The sequence below is a fragment of the Bdellovibrio sp. CKG001 genome, from assembly GCF_055397465.1.
The window spans coordinates 3,385,529-3,401,606 of the sequence record NZ_AP029173.1 but is presented as its reverse complement, the minus strand read 5'-3'; the positions used below and the strand labels follow the sequence as shown (position 1 = coordinate 3,401,606).

Here is a 16,078-nt window from a genome sequence, read left to right as displayed (position 1 = left end):
ACCGGAAACTAAAAAAGAGGAGGGCTTGACGGGGGATCAAGCCCTCTTTGGAAGGAGGAGGATTAGTGGGAAGGTTCAGACTTGATATCTTCGGAGGATTTTTTAAATCCTAAGCGCTCGAAGAAACCCCCTTTAGATTGGATTTCGATTCTTTTGGCTTGGGCAACCGGTGTTTTTGGCAGATAAATACTTAAGACTCCATCTTCATGATGTGCTTCGATTTTTTCGCCATCAACACTGTTGGGAACGGTGAATCTGCGTGCGAAAGTGCTAACGACTTTCTCTTCGCGTTTTCTTTCTCCTGAAATTGTCAGAAGATTTCCGTTCACTTCAATATTTACATTCTCTTTTTTATATCCCGGTATATCCATGCTTAACAGATAATGATCCTGGGTTTCAGACACCTCGCATGCCGGAGTGAGTGTGCGTTCATAAGCCTCGTAAGAAGCGGGCGCTGCGAAGTTATCAAACAAGCGATCCATCTCGTCGAAAAGATTGGTCGTAGCTCGGCGAGTTGGCCAATAAGGTGTTAATAGTCTCATTAAAAACCTCCTTTGTTGGTTTCTTTCTCACATTACAAAGCTGTGCGCGGTTTTTTCTTTGTCAAGGCGGTCCTTTTATTTTGTTAATTACCAACTTGGGTTTGGGACAAATGTGATAGAATATAGAATTTTAAGAGGGTGGGGGTAGTTGTGAAAGTGGCAATCGCGGGCGCCAGTGGTTTTGTCGGCAAGGCCTTGATAGAGGAACTGCAGGGGCATCACGACATCGTGGCTCTGAGTCGTTCGGCTAAGGTGAGCACCACCCCGGGAATTGAATGGCGCTCTTGTGATCTGTTCAGTTTGCTTGATGCTGAAAAGGCTTTGCAAGGCTGTGACGTGGCTGTCTATTTGGTTCACTCGATGCGACCCTCAGCTCAACTGACGCAAGGAAGTTTTGAAGACTTTGATCTTATCGTGGCTGACAACTTTGTTCGGGCCGCCGAAAAGTGTGGGGTCAAACGGCTTCTTTATTTAGGAGGAATGTATCCCGAGGATTCCCCCACCTTGTCGCGCCATCTGAAAAGTCGGCATGAGGTCGAAGAGCTTTTCATTGCCAGCAAAATTCCTGCAACCCTTCTGCGAGCCGCCGTGATCCTGGGGGCTGAGGGGTCATCATTCCATATGATGGTGCGCCTTGTGCAGCGCCTGCCGGTGATGGTGTGCCCGAAGTGGACTCACACGCGAAGTCAGCCGATTGCTTTAAAGGACGTTGTGCGAAGCCTGCACTATTGTATTGATGCCTCGAACACCGCGGATCACACCTACGATCTGGGCGGTCCGGATGTGGTGAGCTATCTGGATATGATGAAGATGATCGCCCGTATTCTGGGGAAGAAAAGAGCCTTGGTACCAATTCCATTTTTAAGTCCGGAGCTGTCCACCTTGTGGGTGTGTCTGGTGACGGGGGCCCCAAGAGCTTTGGTGCGACCGCTGGTGGAAGGGCTGCGAGTTCCGCTGACCGTTCGGCCTGGGCACGCCCTGAGTATCCCAGGATATTCATTCACGCCGATTGAACAGGCTTTGCAAGCGGCACTTGATCGCTATGAAGAGCATCGCAAGCCCCTGGCTTTTCAGAAGAATCCGATGGGGTCCTACGAGGTTCGTTCGGTCCAGCGCCTTTTGATTCCGGAAGGTTTGACGGCGGCCCAGGTTGCCAAGGCCTACATGGACTTTCTGCCAACAATGCGTCCGGGCTTTATGAAAGTGGAAGTCAGTGGGCGCTGGGTGAACTTCAGTTGGAGCTTTCCTTATTTGCGCCTTCTCATTCTGGAGTACTCACCGGAACGAAGTTGGTCTCACCGCCAGCTCTTCTATGTGCGAGGCGGACTGTTGGCGCAAAAGACAGTTCGTGGACGTCTGGAGTTTCGGGAAATTTTGGGTGGCAAAGCCGTGATTGCTGCCATCCATGAGTTCAAGCCCCGCATGCCTTGGTTCTTGTACAGATGGACTCAGGCGTTGTTTCATGTTTGGGTTATGTATAAATTTGGTCTGTATTTAAAACGACCGCAGGCCGTCCGTTAAGGCAAAGAAGGGAAGTCATGGCTCAGGCGACACATTCAACTTTTATTGGTTATATTCTTTGGATTTTCGGTTTTATGGGCGCTCATCGCTTCTATTTTGGTAAATCCGTGTCGGGCACGATCTGGTTTTTCACCTTCGGTCTGTTGGGCGTGGGTTGGCTGATTGATCTTTTCCTGATCCCCGCAATGGAAAGGGAGGCACAGAGAAACTATCGCAGTGGCCGCGTTGACTACACCATTGCCTGGATTCTTCTGACCTTCCTGGGAGTTTTTGGCGTGCACCGCTTTTATATGGGAAAATGGATCTCAGGACTGATTTGGCTCTGCACCGGAGGACTTTTCCTGTTGGGTTACCTGTACGACTATTGGAGTCTTAATGAGCAGGTTTCGCAGATAAACAGTCAGGCGTCCTGACAGGGCCCAAGCTTTTAACAGAACCCACGAAGCTCCCACAGAAGACCATGCGATTAAAAGGGCATCGAAGGGGACACGGAAGCGGTTTTCCGATTTAAAGAACCACACAGTCAGAAACAGGGACAGCATCAGCAAAGCTGAGGCCTGATTGAAGGCCTCTTCATCCTTGCGAAGCACCAAAAGCCCCAGCAAGGTCAGGGGCAGCAAACCATAATAGAAGAAGTTTTCCCACGGATAGTAAAGGTCCTGAACATTTGTGGAAATATGGGGCCACAGGGGATTGCCCCAGGCCAGATAGTAGATGTAGCGAAGGCTTTCGATTAAAACCAAAGGATCTTCTTTGATGCAATTCACGCCGGCCTTCCAGAAATAGGATTGATCTGTGAAGGGGCGATCCCATTTTTTGTAAAGTCTTTCGTTGGTGAAGCCAAACATAGGTGACATCCAGCGGGCGCCGGTGGAATCTTCGTTGTCTTTGCTGGGGCATTTGCCTTCGACGAAATTTAAAGCCCCCGCTGTCGGGCCCAGCTGGGGCTTTCCATAATGCTGCCAGGTCCAAGCCATGTGGGGGGCCACAACCAGAGCACACCCCAGTCCCATCACCGCAACTTTGCTAAAGCCCTTTTTAAACTGGTGACGGTCTTGATACAGCAGCCAAAGTGCAAAAATGGGAATAAAGAAGGCGTGATTTCCTTTAAAGTAAAAGGCCAGCGCCATTAAAAGTCCGATTAAAAAGAATCCGCGCAGCTGTGGGTTGTTTAAAGTTCTCAGGATCAACCACAGAATCAAAGAGATAAAAAAGGCATACGCATTTTCTGCCATGTGAAAAGTCGCAAAGCCCGCCAAGGGGACATAGGTTGTGCCGATCACAGCACTCAAAGCCCCGGCGAGCGCTCCGAAGCGCTGACGGACCATTAGATAGATAAGTATCACTGTGCCCCAGGAAAAGAACACCTGAGCCCAGTTGAAGAGTTCAAAGTCCCCGAGCTCGCGCAGCCACAAGCTCCAAAGCGTAAAGCCAATGGGCTGAAAGAGCTGATCAATTCTGAACTGACCGTTAAGAATTTCCTCTGAACGAGAAAAATAGGCGCCCATATCTGAAAAAAGACTGAACTGTGGCGGAGCCTCGATGAACACCAGCCAAAAACGGAAAAGAAAAGCGAGAATCAAAAAGGTCATCACAAACAGACGTTCCGCAAGGTGACGAGCGGGAAGTCTGGCGTAAAGTAGCAGAGCCAGGGACAACGTCAAAGCGATCAAGCCGGCGGCGACGGGAAGATCCGTCCAGTCCTTTTCGAGCAGAACCCCATAACTGTCGCCACGGGTGCTGCCCGCAAAATGCCATTGTGTGTTTTGTGAAAGTGAGTCTTTGGTGTTCACCAGCAAAAGACCTTTGCGATTGTCACAGACGTTCTGAAGTCCCGAAGGCAGCTTCCATTCGCCGTGGCTGGTGCTCATTTCATGCACACAGTTCATGGTGCGCATCTTAAGGCGACTCAGGGGATAGATCATGGGCTCTGTTTCAAACTTAAGCCAGTACAAGCCTTCACGGTCTGTGTTGTAGTTAAGATATTCAAAAGACGACAGAGCCCGGGTGTTAACCGTGAGATCGGGACGAATGATTTCGATGTTCCGGGCTTGGGGGGTCAGGGCCACGAGCCAGGAAAAGGCCAAAGCCAGGCCAACGAGGCCGGCCACGAGACAAAAGGTAGAGAAGTTAGCACTGTGTCTTTTCATAAGCTTGAGGAGTATCTACTGAGAGATCTTGTTTTTCCTCAAGTTACGAAAGATTCATCGAGAGTTTATTTGTTGTTGAAGCCGTTAGTGAACAAGTCGTAATAAAGTGGCGCTATGAAAGAACAACAACGCCGCATAAGGCAGAGTTGTCGTCACCAGGACCCCCCAGGGCTTGGGATTGTGCAGAACATGAAGTCCGGTCACGACAAACATGATCGGAGACAAAATAGCCAGACTCAGGGGAACACCGAGATGCAAAACCAGAAGAGCTCCGCAGAAAATTTCAACAATTTTTACGGTCGGCATGATAAAGCGCGTGTCGATACAAGCTTGCACAAAGCGGTCAATGGCCGGATCTGAAGGGGGCACTTTCACCCAATGAAAGAAACCGTTCAGTCCCCAGAAAAACATCTGCAGACCTAAAATCCATCGACAGGCAATTTCGATATAATCAATCATGTGTTTGAGTGTAGCGGAAGCCGTCGATCAGATCAACAACGCCTTGATTCTTACCACTGGACTTCGTCAAAGCTCCCCGCCGGAACGCCTGGCTGCTAGCGTGTTTGAGAGCTGGAGGTGTTTCCATGGACTTGGAACTTGCGAAAGTGGACCGGGAAATCGTCAACAATGAGGCTTATGATCACCTGGCAGAGCGCTGGTATGAGGCTCAGGATGATCCCATCGCTCTGCTGCGCAATCAGCACAAGGTTGAAATGCCATGGATTCTGGAATCCATTCGCAAACACATCGGATATCATGCGGAAATTCTTGATATGGGGTGCGGGGCAGGGTTTCTGGCAAATGATCTGGCCGAGGCCGGCCACAAGGTGACGGGAATTGATTTGTCCACTTCCAGTCTGAAAGTGGCCGAATCCCGCGATCACACCCATTCAGTCCACTATCATCAAGGGGACGTCTATCAGGTTCCCTATGGCAACGAAAGTTTTGATGTCGTCGCAGCGATGGATTTGTTAGAGCACGTCTCCGATCCGCAGAAGGTGATAGCAGAAGCCTCGCGAGTTCTGCGCCCCGGGGGGCTGTTTTTCTTTAACACCTTCAACAAGAATCCCCTGGCTTGGTTGGTTGTGATTAAGGGGATGGAGTGGTTTGTGAAGAATACACCTCCGGACTATCATGTGTATTCATTGTTCATTGAGCCCGGCAAACTGAAGATGTGGATGGAGAATTTTGAGTTGGAGCAACCGGATATCCGCGGAATACGGCCGGTGTTTTTACAAAAGCAGATGTGGCAACTTCTGCGCTCTGGTGAGGTGCCCAAAGACTTCAAGTTCACCTTCACCAAGCTTCCTTTGATTGCTTATACAGGCTTTGCGAAGAAGGTGCGGGTGCAATAACCGGTAATTTTCAATTAAAAAAATGAAACTTGAGTGATAGTAAACAAAAGAATATATGATCCTCCTATGAATTTATCTCTGGGTTTGAAATATCTTGGTTTGCTGCTGCTGGGTTTGATGGCGGGAAGCTCTTTTGCTCTGGTTGTTGGAGTGGGCCCCACGCTGGAAAGCCTGTCGATCTTGGCTTACCTGGAGTTTCATCGTAGTTGGAATCACTCTTTTTCCATGATGAGCCCGATCGTTTACTCGGTGGTTCTGCTGGCTTTGACGGCCAGCCTGTACCTGAGCCGGGTTCGCTGGAAGTCCATGGAGTTCGTACTGATTGCCTTTGCAGTGGTCTGCGTTCTGAATGAATTGCTTATGACGTACCTGGGAAATCTTCCGCTCAATCAGCTTATCACAAACTGGGATCTGATGTCGCCGCCACCGGACTGGATGGATATTCGCTCTCAGTGGCTGTGGTTTATGTACATCCGCTGTGCTTTGCTGATGGCGGGGTTTTCCTTGCTTCTGGCTTCAATCCTTATGATGAAGCCTGTTCGCTCTTCGCCGTCAGATGCCTTTGCTGCCGCTTAGGCAGATTTCCTTTCGCTCCCGTGTCGTGCGAGCCACCAGAGGCTTCCGTGGTCTCACCGGCTTTCAGGAACCGTGGCAGCTCTTTTTTACCTGTCGCCCTATAGTCGTCAGCCAAAAGCGCCTTAGCTTTTTCCACAGGCCAGTGACGATGTTCTGTCAGGTAAATCAGCGCAGATTCAAAAAGACTTAACTGGGAAATTCCATGGGACTGGGCATGTCGCTGTGACATGAAGCCATTGAACTCATAGAACTCCCAGAAGAAGGACCGGTGTTCCTTGTCCTGGGCCGCAGCTTTCAGGCTGTCGACGAAGTTCTTGAAAGTGCCGCTATTGGCATACAGATCCCAGTATTTGGAAAAACGATTCATCGTCTGCAACGTGGCAAAGTCCATGGACTTCGTGCGCAGAATCTGGAATGGCGGATGGGCTGAATAGACCATTTCCCATTCCTTGTCGTGTCGGGAAATAGGTGCGCCCTTCAGGCGTTTGAGAATACCAACTTGGATTTCATCCGGACGAAGTTCTGCCAGAATATCAAACCCCTTGGCAAAGCTATGAATGTCTTCACCAGGCAAACCGACGATCAGGTCGGCGTGCGTATGAACACCTGTTTCCGCGGCCAGAAAGCGGAAGTTGTCTTTCACTTTTTCCAGATCGTTACGACGGCTGACCAGTCGGGCGACGTCGGTGTTCCACGTTTGAATTCCAATTTCAAACTGCAATGAGCCTGCGGGGAATTTTTTGATCAGTTCGCGAATTTCCACTGGCAACCGATCCGGCACCATTTCAAAGTGCAGGAAAAGCCCCAAATGGATACGCTTCAGGAAGAATTCCAGAATTTGTGTGCAAGTTGAAGGGCTCAAATTGAAGGTGCGATCGATGAACTTAAACTGGCGGGCGCCTCGATCCATCAGTTTCTGCATTTCGGCCAAGAATTGAGGAACATCGAAATTACGAACGGATTTATCCAACGACGACAGGCAGTATTCGCAGCGATACGGACAACCGCGGGAAACCTCGACATATAAAACACGGTTTTTGATGTCCTCATCGCTGTAGAATTCGTAAGGCGACTTGATGGCTTTAATGTCCGGCAGAATGCCTGCAATGAACTTTTGTTCGGGCAGGGTGCCGCTGGACAGATAGTTTCTGCAGAAGTCTCTAAACAGGAAGTCGGCCTCACCCTTGATGACATAGTCCGCGATGTGACAAAGCGGATTGGTTTCCGATTCGTGACTGACTTCGGGGCCTCCTAAGACCACCAAAGTTTCAGGACTGATGCGCTTAAGTAAAGACACTAGTTCCAAAGATTCTTGGGCATTCCAAATATATACGCCGATTCCGATGATCTTTGGTTTGTGACGCAGAAGACTTTCGGCGATGTCCTTGGGGTCCCGGGCAATGGTGAACTCAAGGATCTGGGCGCGCGATTGCAGCTCTTCCAAATTGGCATAAAGGTACCGCAAACCAAAGGAGCTATGTTGGTAGGTGGAGTTCAAAGTAACCAGCAAAATGTCTGTCGTCATAGGCACTTATCCTAATGCATGTTTAAAAAATAAGCGAATTGTCTTTGCCAAAATGAGGACAAATTCGATAGCATTAATCTGCGGTAATGCTTTTCAAAGGACTGAAAATATGAAAACTGCCACGATGGCTTTGTTATTGTTCGTTGCAACGACTGCGACGGCGCACGTTCCGGATCTGGAAAACTTCGAAACAAAGCCGATTCTGGCTGATTTGAAGGATCTACGCGCTCTCAATATCCCTGTTTTAGCTAAAGACGAACGCATCGAAGTGGGTTACGCGATTGTGACTCCCTTGATGCAGCAAAGAATTCAGGAACGATCCCATCAGGTCGGCAAATGCGGTGGCTTTGAGGATCTGAGTCTGGATATGCACGTTCAGGGTGCTGGATTTAACAGCATTTTGGATAACTTGGCGAAAATTCAGGAGCAGAATGCCCTCTATGACCGGGCGCCGTTTGCCCCTTTGGCTTTGGAAAAGAGTGCAGCAATCGAAGCTGCGTTGACCGAAGTCAGCGAGGACAATCTTCGTTCTTATGTGACTTGGTTGTCTTCCTTCCCAAGCCGTAGCAACCGTGATGCGGAACCGAACCGCCACGTCGATGAGATGAAGACGCGTCTGGAAGCAATGTTGGCTGAATCCAAAATCCCTTATGAGATTTCACTGATCACCCACACCTCCACAAAACAGAAAAGCTTGAAGGTGCGCCTGGTGGGTAGTGAGCGCCCCCAAGAGATCGTGGTCCTGGGCGGTCACTTGGATTCCATCAATCAAAGCTGGGGTGGTGGTAAGACGGCACCCGGTGCTGACGACAATGCCTCCGGTTCCGCGAACCTGATCGAGGCACTGCGTATTCTGATGAGCAAAGCTCAGCCCAAACGCTCCATTGAAATTTTCTGGTATGCGGGGGAAGAGTCCGGTCTTTTGGGCTCGGCAGAGATTGCAAAGCAGTACAAAGCGGAAAAGAAAGACGTGGTGGCAGTTCTTCAGTTGGACATGACTTTGTTCCCCGGTTCGGGTGAACTGGTTATCGGCAGCATGACGGACTTCACCAGCGCCTGGCTGCGTGAATACTTAAGAGCCGCAAACGAAACTTACATCCACGCGCGCATCGTGGATGATAAGTGTGGTTATGGTTGCAGCGATCATGCCTCCTGGAATCGCCAAGGGTATCCTGCCTTGATGCCGTTTGAAGCGACATTCAGCAAAAGTAACAAAAACATCCATACGACCCGCGATGTGATCACGCCGGAATCCAACTTCAAACATTCAGCCGCTTATACAAAAATTGCGGTGGTGATGGGGATGGATCTGGCAAACTCGGATGCTCGTCAGCCGTATTAAACCCAAAATTAAAGTTCAGAACAAAAGCCCGCTCTTAAAGGCGGGCTTTTTTATTAGAACTTCTCCAGTCGTCGGATGGTCTTTTTAAGATCCATCAAAGTTTCATCTTCCTTTTGATCCTTGCGCGCCAGCAGGTACAGTGTGTGTTTCCAGTATCCGGCTTTGGGGCCAATCAGTGTGATCTTGCCGGACTGAACTTCATCCATCACATAGGGAACAGGCAGAAAGCCCACCCCAGCGCCATCGATCACGGCTCGACCCACCACAGACATGATGTCGCTTTCGAAGATCACTTTTTTGCGTGCGTGAATTTCCTGAAAGAATAAATCCGTTTCATGGCGCAGTTTCATCTTGTATGACGGGATGATGAGGCCCCACGGGACGGCGTTTAAGAATTCCAGCACTGAGGTATGGCGTGAGATTCGAATCTTCAGATCTTTTAGATTCTTGGTCGACACCATCAGATTTACCGGCATTTCTGCGGCGGCAATTTCTTTAACATCATCGGCGTAGATGGGTTTGTTCGTCAGGAGCAGATCAATTTCCTGGCTGCGCAGTTGATTGACCAAAATGTCGGAGGGGGCGGAGCTGACGAAGAAGTGTTTTTCGATGCCACGTTTTTGTTCACGAATCAACGGAGCCAGCAGATCGGCGATGAAGGGGCGTTCCACCTGATCACTGACGCCGATCCGAAAGCGCTGACTCTGTTTTTCAGAGGGGCTTTTTAGTGATTCAGCGAAATCGGCGGCAACATCGAACATCTTTTTACAGTAAGCAAAAGTGCGTTCTCCTTCGGGTGTGAGATGCAGATTTCTTCCACGCTTTTCAAAAAGTTTTTGATCCAACGTGCTTTCCAGAACTTTTATCTGAGAACTGAGTGAGGGTTGGCTGATATGCAGATATTTGGCGGCATTGCTGACTCCACCCAGCCGGGCGGTTACATAAAAGTAATATAAATGATTGTAGTTAAACATGGTCTAAAACCTCCGAATAACATGGTTTTTTTGGCGCCTTTTTGGAACTAGGCTCTTGATGCGTTCCTGTAAGTTATGAGTTCCTTTTGGAAATCTTCGCCTAGACCACCTAAATATATAACTTTAACCTAAGTATGTCTTCTAAATTATATATTTAACGAATTTGTCGATTTCAACGATAATGAGAGCAAGACAAGGAGGTAGATATGCAAACAGACATCTACTACAGAGACATCACTAAAACTGAAAATCTCGAATCTTACCTGATGGAGACAGTGGAAAACGCTGTCGGAGATTTCTTCAAGTATGACAGTGGTGCTCACCTCACCGTGCGTGTCGAGACAGATCGACATCGTACACAGACTCGCAAGCCGAGCTACATGTGTGAGGTCATCTTGAAGCCATCACGCTCAAAAAGTGTGATTAAAGTCGTCAAGAGCGACGAAAACTTCAAACGATGTGTAGCGAAGACAGTGTCCGCTTTAAAAGTGGTGCTGAGCAAACGATCCTCACGTAAATCCCAGCATCGCAGAAATGATCCGATGCTGAACTATCAGCCACCCACACTGGAAGGGGTGGCCTGAGTTGAAGGAAAACCCGAGAACAAGCAAGGAGCAGCCTAATGAACACGCATCTTCTTAAAAACCAGATCGACAATGAGCTCGGTCGAAAAATACGCGATCGAATCAAATGGGATAAAAGAGTGAGCGCAGCTGATCTTGAAATTGTTGCCCGGGGCAACCTGGTCATTGTCAGTGGATTCGTGGATACGTCTTACAAAAAGAATGCGGCCTTGGAGGTCATCTCAGACACGGAAGGTGTCTGGGCGATTGAAGACCGCATTGTTGTACCCACGGACTACTACAGATCAGACGAGGAGATTCTTCGTATCCTTGAAGCGCAGCTGGCAGAGATGATTAAAATCGGTGGAGAACACATCGAGGTTGAGGTCGCTGACGGCATTGTGAAGCTTCATGGTGAGGTGTTTAGACCTCGTTTGAAAGCCTTGGCCGTCGCCGCGGCCTGGGAGCTGTCCGGTGTGCAGGATGTTTTGAATTTCATCGAAATCAAAGACCCGCCACGCAGAGTTCCGGTCTCGGTTGATTTTGCTTATGAAGTGTTGTTCCCCCTGGACAGGGGAACAACGATCCAAGAAGACAACCTAAAGGAGGTGTCTTGATGAAAGTTGTCACAATTTAAGGTGCGGTCCTTTTCCCATCCCTCCATGTGCAGGCGTCTGATCCCAGACGCCTGTCTTATTTTTGTCCTTGGATTGTTTCTTCCGAACAGGTCATAATACTTCATCCCCAACGGCATGGAGTGATTCCCGATGAAAAAGATTCTTGTTTTAAATGGCAGCCCTTCCGGTGATCAGGGCAACTGTGCGCTTTGGATCAAAGGCATGAAAAAGATTTTCCCAAAGGAAGTGTCGGTGGATGTGGTGACGCTGGCAAAGTCCGGTTACAGTTCGTCCCTGAAAAAAAGAATTTCGAATGCGGATGCCATGATCTTTGTGACCGGTACATATTGGGATTCCTGGGGCAGCCCCATGCAAAAGCTGTTGGAGCAGATGACGGAACTTGAGGGCACCAGTGCTTTAATAGGGAAACCTGCGGCTGTCTTTGTTCTAATGCACTCCGTGGGCGGAAAGGGGATTTTGTCCCGCTTGCAGGGGGTGCTTTCCACGATGGGGTTTTTGATTCCTCCCATGAGCGGCATGGTCTATTCGTTGGTGTCTGATATCGCATTAAAAAGTCCCAGTTCACATGCTAAAGACTTCTGGCAAAAAGAGGACGCCGAGCTCATTGTGGAAAATCTTCTGAAGGCCTGTGATCTGAATGTCCAGTGGGCGTTGTGGCCTGTGGATAAGAAGGATGCCCGTCGCAAGTGGTTGCGTTCGTAGAAGAGCTGTCTAAACTGTTGTCACAGTGAAAATTGTACCGGTGTGAAAAGGGTGCGGAGCTATGAGCTGCAAATAAGCGATGGCTCAGAGGGATTCTTTTGGCATCCTATTTGTAATGCTCGCGGGCATGCGCGCGTTTATTTTATCATTCATTTTTCTTTCCGGACTTCAGGCTTTTGCGGGCTTTGATGACGTCATTCCTCCGAAGCGCGTGATCTTCAACCCAGTTGTCAGCACGTCGGCTCGCACGCTGGCTCAATGGCAGTTTGGTTTTCAAAGAACCAGCGGTGCGAACATCAATTCTCACATGTTGGCCAATGCCCTGAGTGTGGGGGTGCACGAACGTGTGGAACTGGGCACGGTTCCGATCTTTTATGCCACGGTTCCGGGCAGCCGTAACTACACAGCCAAGTTAAATTTTTATCGCGGCGACAAGTTCGACTGGGCGGCGGCTTTCACAGAAAACCGCTTTAAGTCCGAAGTAAGGCTGGATGGCAAAGTGGTCGAGACACCGGATCTGGTTCTGCGTTCTTTCCATATTGGTTTTAATTATCGCCCGGTGGAGCTGGAGGACGTCACCCTGTCGCCATTCCTGAACAATGTCTGCGGGCATATTGATTCCAAGAACACACTGACATTTGTGTATTCTCTGAAGTGTGAATCGGAGTGGGGTCTGGATTTGCAGTATCAGATCAAGGACCGCGAATGGTTGACCTTTGCGTGGGGTCACTTGCGTGAAGCGGGGATTTCCCCTTACGAGGACATGAACACCGGCGCAGGTATTGCGTGGTCTCAGTTCCGTCCAAAAGAAATGTTCTCCCGCCCCTCGGTCGGCGTCTACTACACTCCCGACACCGGAAACACCCTCTTCCTATTATCCACCACCTTCTTCGAACTCTAAAAGGTACCTGCTTACATTTGCAGAAGCAGCGCAATAGAAGCTTGAATAAAAAAAGGGACTGCCGTTGTATAGCAGTCCCTTTTGTTTTTTTTTAAAGCAGTGCTTCTGCAAAAGCGAGCAGGTACCTTTTAAGTCATGGACTTAGTTAGGTCGCGAACTTTTTTGGAAGCGAAGTTTTCGGAAACGAAGTTCCAGTTTACTTGGCTCCAGAAGGTTTCTAGGTATTTTGCGCGAAGGTTTCTGTAATCCACATAGTAAGCGTGTTCCCAAACGTCAGCAACCAACAATGGAGTTGGACCGTTGTTTGTGAATGGAACCGCTGCGTTAGAAGTGGAAACCAAAGACAGCTTGCCGGAAGCATCCGCGCACAACCAGATCCAGCCAGAACCGAAGGTTTTTACGCCGCCATCGACGAACTTTGCTTTCAACTCATCCATAGAACCGAAGTCGCGAGTGATCGCTGCAGACAACTCAGCAGAAGGCTGGCCGCCTTGACCTGCCGGAGTCATACCAAACCAGAAGAAGGTGTGGTTCCAGGCCTGAGCCGCGTTGTTGAACACGCCACCAGAGGAAGTCAAAGTGATCTCTTCAAGGGATTTCCCTTTCAAAGACGCATCTGTTTCCATGAACTTGTTCAGATTGTCGATATAAGCTTTGTGGTGCTTGTCGTAGTGGTAAGTCATTTGTTCTTCGTTGAACAAAGGAGCCAAACCTGTTTTTGCGTAGGGAAGTTGTGGAAGTTTGAACATTTACGCCTCCTGTTTGTTTAGTTCTAGATGAAACTATAATGAAAACAGGAGGCGGTCTATCTCAATTAGATAAACTAGGCGTTATCGCCAAGCATTGTTTTAACGAACGTCGGCAGGCAGAACGCCGCTGTGTGCAGATCTTCGTTGTAGTATTTCAGACCTTTGGCCAGAGAGAATTGGCGCGCATGGTCTTTGTTGAAGTCTTTCGCCGGGTGATTTGTCCCCTTCACACCCATCTGCAAACTCCACATTCCTGACGGATAAGTGGTCGCATGGAACAACATCGTGTGGACGCTCTTCTTGCCGAAAATACCTTTCAAGCACTGATTCAGTTCAACGAAAGTGCCTTCATGGAACATCGGGGATTCACCCTGAGTGATCACCAAGCCGCCTTCTTTCAATGCGTTTTTACAGTTCGTGTAGAATTCGGCAGTGAAAAGCCCTTTTGCCGGACCGACCGGATCAGAACCATCCACGATGATCACGTCGTAAGAGTTTGGCGCAGCATCTTTTACGAACTGAATGCCGTCACCGATAATCAGATTCAATTTCGGATTGTTAAACTCTGAAGCGATCTTTGGAAGATGTTGCTTGGAAGCGCGCACAACCGCTTCGTCGATTTCCACCATTGTTACATTTTCAACCTGATCGTATTTGAACAATTCACGAATGGTACCGCCGTCACCGCCGCCGATAACCAAAATGTTCTTCGCATTCCCGTGCGCCTGCATCACCGGGTGAGTGATCATTTCGTGATAGTGGAACTCATCACGCTCTGTGCACATCACCATATTGTTGATCGCCAGGAATTTGCCGTGAGAGTAAGAGTCCAAAACACGCACGCGCTGGAACGGATTTGTCTCATCAAACAGAACTTCACCAGTGTAACGCAGGGAAAGAGCCTGGTTTTCATCCTTGTCGGTGAACCAGACGTTGCGGTCGATCTGATAACCTTTGGAAAGATCGAAGGAAGGTTTTTCGCGCATGATCTTCGGCTGGAAGTCGGATTTTTGGATCACGTGCAAAGAGCCGCGGTTCATTTCCAAAGCAGAGTAGTTTGCCTGGAAGGCTTTTTTCAGGTGCTCGAAGGAAACCCAAGGGTCCACGGAATCACCACAAGTGAACAGATCCACAGCGGCATAACGGTATTCCGGCCATGTGTGAATCGCCAAGTGACTTTCTTGGATCACAACAACACCGCTTACACCCCAAGGGGAGAAGTGGTGGAAAGTGGAGTTAATGACTGTCGCGCCTGCGATTTGTGCCGCTTCAACCATGCTTCTTTCGATGATGGAAACGTCGTTCAAAACCTCAGCGTTGCATCCACTGAATTCAACCAAAATATGACGGCCAAGTGCTTTCAATTCCCATTCCTCCAACGGCCCCTGAAAATACCCCATCCGCCTTGCGCCTGGGGCATTTTGAGTGACCTTATATTGCTAAGATCTTCTAGGGATCTTTTTGATTTTAGTAGTTGTCTTAAAGCGGGGGTTCTAGGGCTTTTTGGTGGCGGGGGCAAGGTATTTTTGTCCCCAAATTGGAAAAGGGCCCTAGGAGCCCTTATTTGCTTCTGATGTCGAAGCAGTTGTGAATTTTTTTATCATGGAAGTCCTGTGGGATGCTCTCGGTGGTGATTTCTTTCACTCTGTATTTGGACAGAATGTTGTCGGAAATCTTAAACTTCCTCTTGTTGTTCGAGAAATACAGAACTCCCTCGGGAGCCAGCATTTGCATGCAACTGTCCACCAGGAAATCCTGATCGCGCTCGACCTCGAAGGTGTCCTCCATTTTCTTGGAATTCGAGAACGTTGGCGGATCCAGGAAAATAACGTCAAAAGTGTTCGAATTTTTCTGTGTGCGCAGCCACTCCAACACGTCGGCGTTGATGAAACTGTGTCCATCCAAGTCGATATTGTTGAGCTGGAAGTTGTCCTGAGCCCAGCGCAGATAAGTTTGCGACATGTCCACACTGGTCGTGCGGGCCCCGCCCAATGCGGCAAACACGCTGACAGACCCGGTATAGCAGAACAGATTCAGGAATCTTTTCCCCTGAACCGTTTTAAAGACCTTCTGGCGCATCGGGCGGTGATCCAGGAACAAGCCGGTGTCCAGATAATCATACAGGTTCACTTTGAATAAAGCTTGCGACTCTCGCACGACGAAGGTGTCTTCTTTGGCATCCAGCTTTTCGTACTGTTTCAGGCCCTCTTGACGCTCGCGTTTTTTGATTACGACCTTGGAGTCATCACACTTAAACAACGTCTTGAGCGCCTCTTGAACGTGAGGCAGGTGGTTTTTGTCTTTGTCGCGCAAATCACTTTTGTCATAGATCAGGTAGTGATCTTTGTAGATGTCCACGATGTAGGGATATTCGGGAATATCACGATCATACAGACGAAAAGCTTCGATTTGATGGCGTTCGGCCCAGCTTTTAAGTTTTTTGAAGTTCTTTTCCAAGCGGTTTTTGATCATGTCCATGGGGGCTTTTTAGACAATTTGGACGGGATATGGTACCAATTCCTGGATGTTGGCAGAAAAAA

The 16,078-nt window shown here is 48.9% G+C and carries 18 protein-coding genes; 9 read left to right on the top strand and 9 right to left on the bottom strand.

Annotated features, from left to right (window positions below; genetic code table 11):
• Positions 1 to 62 precede the first annotated feature (62 nt).
• Positions 63 to 542: an Hsp20/alpha crystallin family protein gene (locus ACZ50P_RS16040; RefSeq protein ID WP_464132310.1), complete on the bottom strand. Its 480-nt coding sequence runs from the start codon at positions 540 to 542 to the stop codon at positions 63 to 65.
• 150 nt (positions 543 to 692) lie between these two features.
• Between ACZ50P_RS16040 and ACZ50P_RS16035 the strand changes: the two genes are divergently transcribed.
• Complete coding sequence (locus ACZ50P_RS16035; RefSeq protein WP_464132308.1) at positions 693 to 2,063, top strand: NAD(P)H-binding protein; 1,371 nt, start codon at positions 693 to 695, stop codon at positions 2,061 to 2,063.
• Positions 2,064 to 2,080: 17 nt separating this feature from the next.
• Entirely contained in the window at positions 2,081 to 2,476 is a 396-nt protein-coding gene (locus ACZ50P_RS16030) for an NINE protein (RefSeq protein ID WP_464118745.1), read from the top strand.
• Here the strand turns inward: ACZ50P_RS16030 and ACZ50P_RS16025 are convergent.
• From ACZ50P_RS16025 to ACZ50P_RS16015, 3 genes are all read right to left on the bottom strand, one after another.
• Positions 2,369 to 4,213 carry an ArnT family glycosyltransferase gene (locus ACZ50P_RS16025; protein ID WP_464132306.1) on the bottom strand — a complete coding sequence of 615 codons (1,845 nt, stop codon included), beginning with the start codon at positions 4,211 to 4,213 and terminating at the stop codon, positions 2,369 to 2,371. The two genes, ACZ50P_RS16030 and ACZ50P_RS16025, sit on opposite strands and share 108 nt — an antisense overlap.
• An 84-nt stretch (positions 4,214 to 4,297) precedes the next feature.
• Positions 4,298 to 4,672, bottom strand: coding sequence for a hypothetical protein (locus tag ACZ50P_RS16020; protein WP_464132303.1), 375 nt, complete (start codon positions 4,670 to 4,672; stop codon positions 4,298 to 4,300).
• A complete protein-coding gene (locus tag ACZ50P_RS16015; RefSeq protein WP_464132301.1) occupies positions 4,665 to 4,799 on the bottom strand; it encodes a hypothetical protein in 135 nt (44 codons plus the stop codon). Before ACZ50P_RS16015 ends, ACZ50P_RS16020 begins: the two co-directional genes overlap by 8 nt.
• Between ACZ50P_RS16015 and ubiG the strand changes: the two genes are divergently transcribed.
• Positions 4,798 to 5,568: a bifunctional 2-polyprenyl-6-hydroxyphenol methylase/3-demethylubiquinol 3-O-methyltransferase UbiG gene (gene ubiG, locus ACZ50P_RS16010; RefSeq protein ID WP_464132299.1), complete on the top strand. Its 771-nt coding sequence runs from the start codon at positions 4,798 to 4,800 to the stop codon at positions 5,566 to 5,568. The genes ACZ50P_RS16015 and ubiG overlap by 2 nt on opposite strands.
• A 66-nt stretch (positions 5,569 to 5,634) precedes the next feature.
• Complete coding sequence (locus tag ACZ50P_RS16005; RefSeq protein ID WP_464132297.1) at positions 5,635 to 6,144, top strand: anthrone oxygenase family protein; 510 nt, start codon at positions 5,635 to 5,637, stop codon at positions 6,142 to 6,144.
• On the opposite strand, the gene ACZ50P_RS16000 is transcribed toward ACZ50P_RS16005, so the two are convergent.
• Positions 6,092 to 7,669 carry a B12-binding domain-containing radical SAM protein gene (locus ACZ50P_RS16000; RefSeq protein WP_464132295.1) on the bottom strand — a complete coding sequence of 526 codons (1,578 nt, stop codon included), beginning with the start codon at positions 7,667 to 7,669 and terminating at the stop codon, positions 6,092 to 6,094. The two genes, ACZ50P_RS16005 and ACZ50P_RS16000, sit on opposite strands and share 53 nt — an antisense overlap.
• A gap of 109 nt (positions 7,670 to 7,778) precedes the next feature.
• Here ACZ50P_RS16000 and ACZ50P_RS15995 point away from each other — a divergent pair, with 109 nt between their 5' ends.
• Positions 7,779 to 9,011, top strand: a complete 1,233-nt coding sequence (locus ACZ50P_RS15995; protein ID WP_464118739.1) for a M20/M25/M40 family metallo-hydrolase — start codon at positions 7,779 to 7,781, stop codon at positions 9,009 to 9,011.
• Between the two features lie 53 nt (positions 9,012 to 9,064).
• Here ACZ50P_RS15995 and ACZ50P_RS15990 read toward each other — a convergent pair whose 3' ends face one another.
• Positions 9,065 to 9,985, bottom strand: coding sequence for a LysR family transcriptional regulator (locus ACZ50P_RS15990; RefSeq protein WP_464132293.1), 921 nt, complete (start codon positions 9,983 to 9,985; stop codon positions 9,065 to 9,067).
• Positions 9,986 to 10,191: 206 nt separating this feature from the next.
• Between ACZ50P_RS15990 and ACZ50P_RS15985 the strand changes: the two genes are divergently transcribed.
• The 4 genes from ACZ50P_RS15985 to ACZ50P_RS15970 all read left to right on the top strand — a co-directional run bounded on the left by ACZ50P_RS15985 (position 10,192) and on the right by ACZ50P_RS15970 (position 12,789).
• On the top strand, positions 10,192 to 10,569 hold the full coding sequence (locus ACZ50P_RS15985; RefSeq protein WP_464118737.1) for an HPF/RaiA family ribosome-associated protein: 378 nt from the start codon (positions 10,192 to 10,194) through the stop codon (positions 10,567 to 10,569).
• Between the two features lie 38 nt (positions 10,570 to 10,607).
• Complete coding sequence (locus ACZ50P_RS15980) at positions 10,608 to 11,165, top strand: BON domain-containing protein (RefSeq protein ID WP_464118736.1); 558 nt, start codon at positions 10,608 to 10,610, stop codon at positions 11,163 to 11,165.
• 150 nt (positions 11,166 to 11,315) lie between these two features.
• Positions 11,316 to 11,888 (top strand): flavodoxin family protein, encoded by a 573-nt coding sequence (locus ACZ50P_RS15975; protein ID WP_464132291.1) that lies wholly within the window; start codon positions 11,316 to 11,318, stop codon positions 11,886 to 11,888.
• 127 nt (positions 11,889 to 12,015) lie between these two features.
• The gene (locus ACZ50P_RS15970; protein ID WP_464118734.1) at positions 12,016 to 12,789 is read left to right on the top strand and encodes a hypothetical protein; all 774 of its coding nucleotides are present in this window, start codon (positions 12,016 to 12,018) and stop codon (positions 12,787 to 12,789) included.
• Positions 12,790 to 12,917: 128 nt separating this feature from the next.
• Here the strand turns inward: ACZ50P_RS15970 and ACZ50P_RS15965 are convergent, their stop codons facing one another.
• The 3 genes from ACZ50P_RS15965 to ACZ50P_RS15955 all read right to left on the bottom strand — a co-directional run bounded on the left by ACZ50P_RS15965 (position 12,918) and on the right by ACZ50P_RS15955 (position 16,016).
• On the bottom strand, positions 12,918 to 13,538 hold the full coding sequence (locus ACZ50P_RS15965; protein WP_262552730.1) for a superoxide dismutase: 621 nt from the start codon (positions 13,536 to 13,538) through the stop codon (positions 12,918 to 12,920).
• A gap of 74 nt (positions 13,539 to 13,612) precedes the next feature.
• The gene (gene speE / locus ACZ50P_RS15960; protein WP_464118732.1) at positions 13,613 to 14,902 is read right to left on the bottom strand and encodes a polyamine aminopropyltransferase; all 1,290 of its coding nucleotides are present in this window, start codon (positions 14,900 to 14,902) and stop codon (positions 13,613 to 13,615) included.
• Positions 14,903 to 15,098: 196 nt separating this feature from the next.
• A complete protein-coding gene (locus tag ACZ50P_RS15955; protein WP_464132289.1) occupies positions 15,099 to 16,016 on the bottom strand; it encodes a class I SAM-dependent methyltransferase in 918 nt (305 codons plus the stop codon).
• Positions 16,017 to 16,078: the final 62 nt, after the last annotated feature.

Excerpts from the sequence above, each read along its gene's own strand:
- ACZ50P_RS16040 (WP_464132310.1), bottom strand. The coding sequence starts at position 542 with ATGAGACTATTAACACCTTATTGGCCAACTCGCCGAGCTACGACCAAT.
- ACZ50P_RS16030 (WP_464118745.1), top strand. The coding sequence starts at position 2,081 with ATGGCTCAGGCGACACATTCAACTTTTATTGGTTATATTCTTTGGATT.
- ACZ50P_RS16025 (WP_464132306.1), bottom strand. The coding sequence starts at position 4,213 with ATGAAAAGACACAGTGCTAACTTCTCTACCTTTTGTCTCGTGGCCGGC.
- ACZ50P_RS16020 (WP_464132303.1), bottom strand. The coding sequence starts at position 4,672 with ATGATTGATTATATCGAAATTGCCTGTCGATGGATTTTAGGTCTGCAG.
- ubiG (WP_464132299.1), top strand. The coding sequence starts at position 4,798 with ATGGACTTGGAACTTGCGAAAGTGGACCGGGAAATCGTCAACAATGAG.
- ACZ50P_RS16015 (WP_464132301.1), bottom strand. The coding sequence starts at position 4,799 with ATGGAAACACCTCCAGCTCTCAAACACGCTAGCAGCCAGGCGTTCCGG.
- ACZ50P_RS16005 (WP_464132297.1), top strand. The coding sequence starts at position 5,635 with ATGAATTTATCTCTGGGTTTGAAATATCTTGGTTTGCTGCTGCTGGGT.
- ACZ50P_RS16000 (WP_464132295.1), bottom strand. The coding sequence starts at position 7,669 with ATGACGACAGACATTTTGCTGGTTACTTTGAACTCCACCTACCAACAT.
- ACZ50P_RS15995 (WP_464118739.1), top strand. The coding sequence starts at position 7,779 with ATGAAAACTGCCACGATGGCTTTGTTATTGTTCGTTGCAACGACTGCG.
- ACZ50P_RS15990 (WP_464132293.1), bottom strand. The coding sequence starts at position 9,985 with ATGTTTAACTACAATCATTTATATTACTTTTATGTAACCGCCCGGCTG.
- ACZ50P_RS15985 (WP_464118737.1), top strand. The coding sequence starts at position 10,192 with ATGCAAACAGACATCTACTACAGAGACATCACTAAAACTGAAAATCTC.
- ACZ50P_RS15980 (WP_464118736.1), top strand. The coding sequence starts at position 10,608 with ATGAACACGCATCTTCTTAAAAACCAGATCGACAATGAGCTCGGTCGA.
- ACZ50P_RS15975 (WP_464132291.1), top strand. The coding sequence starts at position 11,316 with ATGAAAAAGATTCTTGTTTTAAATGGCAGCCCTTCCGGTGATCAGGGC.
- ACZ50P_RS15970 (WP_464118734.1), top strand. The coding sequence starts at position 12,016 with ATGCGCGCGTTTATTTTATCATTCATTTTTCTTTCCGGACTTCAGGCT.
- ACZ50P_RS15965 (WP_262552730.1), bottom strand. The coding sequence starts at position 13,538 with ATGTTCAAACTTCCACAACTTCCCTACGCAAAAACAGGTTTGGCTCCT.
- ACZ50P_RS15955 (WP_464132289.1), bottom strand. The coding sequence starts at position 16,016 with ATGGACATGATCAAAAACCGCTTGGAAAAGAACTTCAAAAAACTTAAA.